Annotated in this window: 1 protein-coding gene; it reads left to right on the forward strand. The window is 81.3% G+C overall.

Annotated features, from left to right (window positions below):
- The coding region (locus ABZ914_RS51240) for a hypothetical protein (RefSeq protein ID WP_500201800.1) at window positions 1–1,488 on the forward strand (1,488 nt) is incomplete at both ends.

Genomic DNA, 1,488 nt, shown 5'->3' on the forward strand with positions numbered 1-1,488 from the left:
ACCGGGACCTGCTCCGGGGCGTCGCCGCCGACCCGTCCCGGGCGCCGGCGGTGCGGCGGCGGGCGCTCGAACTGCTCGGCGACCTCGCGGACCGCGACGGGCTCGCCGCCCTGCTCGGCGTCGCCGCCCAGGACCCGCCGCTGCTCGCCGCGCCCGCCGCCGCGTGCCTGCGCGGCCTGCACCGGCGCGGCCACTTCCCCGCGGCGCACCACGTCCCCGCGATCGTCGGGCTCGCCCTCGCGGACCACGGCGTGCCCGCGGCCGAGATCGCGGTGGTCCTCTTCTCCTGCCGGCACGAGGCGCTGCGGGAACTGGCCCGGCCGGAGCCGCAGGGGGCGGACGGCGGCTCGTGGGCCCGCCGCCTCGACCTGCTCGTCGCGCTCGACGCGCAGGGCGCTCCCGGGCTCGGCGTGGCCGGCGCGGTCGCCCGCCTCGCCCGCGACGCCGCCGACCCGCGCCCCTTCCTGCGCGCGCTCCGCGAACTGCGGGACCCGGCGGTGGAGGAGACCGTCCTCGCGCTGCTGCCGGACGCGCCGCGGGAGGCGCTCGACGCCCTCGAAGCCGTCGGCGGCCCCCGGACGGCCGCCGCCCTCTGGACCGGCCTCGGCCTGGACGGGAGCGATCCGGGCGGGAGTGATCCGGGCGGGAGCGATGTCGCCCCGCACCTGGTCCCGTTCCGGCGCCGCGCGCTGGAGCTCCTCTGGCACCTCGACCGCGACCCGGAGCGGCGCCGGACCCTGCTCGACCGCCTCGACCCCCGCGAGCTGCCGCGCCGCGTCGCCGACGACCTCGGCGGCCCCGATCCGCGCGAGCTGGCGGTGCTGCGCGCGGCCCCGGACCCCGGCGACCCCGCCGAGGCGCTCGCCCGGCTCGCGCGCAACGGCGACGCCACCACCCTGCCCGCCGTCGCGGACCTGCTCCTGCGCGTCGTGTCCGGCCTGGCCGGAGCGTGGACGCCCGGCGGTCCGGGGCCCGAGCCCGCCGTGCCGGACGGCGTCCTGGACGCCGTCCGCGACCTCGGCGGCCGGCTCTTCCGGCGGGGCGCGATCCGGCCGCGCTGCCTGCTGGACGCCGAGGACGCGCCCGCCGCCGGGAACGCCGTGCTCGCGAGCACCGTCCTCGACCTCCTCGACCGGCCCGGGCTCGTCCCGGCCGAGCGGGCGATCCTGCTCACCGTCCTGCGCGGCGCCCCGTACCGGCGGACGAGGGCGCGGGTCCATCCGCTGCTCCGGCACCGCGACGTGCACGTCCGGGCCCGCGCCGCCGCGCTCTTCGCCACGGACGCGGAGGGCGCCCGGGTGCTGTCGGCGAGCCTGGTCCCGCTCACCTCGGCGGACGACCCGGCGACCGTCCGGCAGGCGCTGCGGGCCCTGGCCGAGGCCCGCGCGACCTGGGCGGCTCCGGCGATCGCCGCGTGCCTCGACCATCCCGAGATGAGCGTCAAGAAGACGGCGGCGGCGGCCCTCGCGGCGGCGGGCGCGCCCGCCG

The sequence above is a fragment of the Spirillospora sp. NPDC046719 genome (assembly GCF_040645715.1).
Lineage (GTDB): Bacteria > Actinomycetota > Actinomycetes > Streptosporangiales > Streptosporangiaceae > Spirillospora.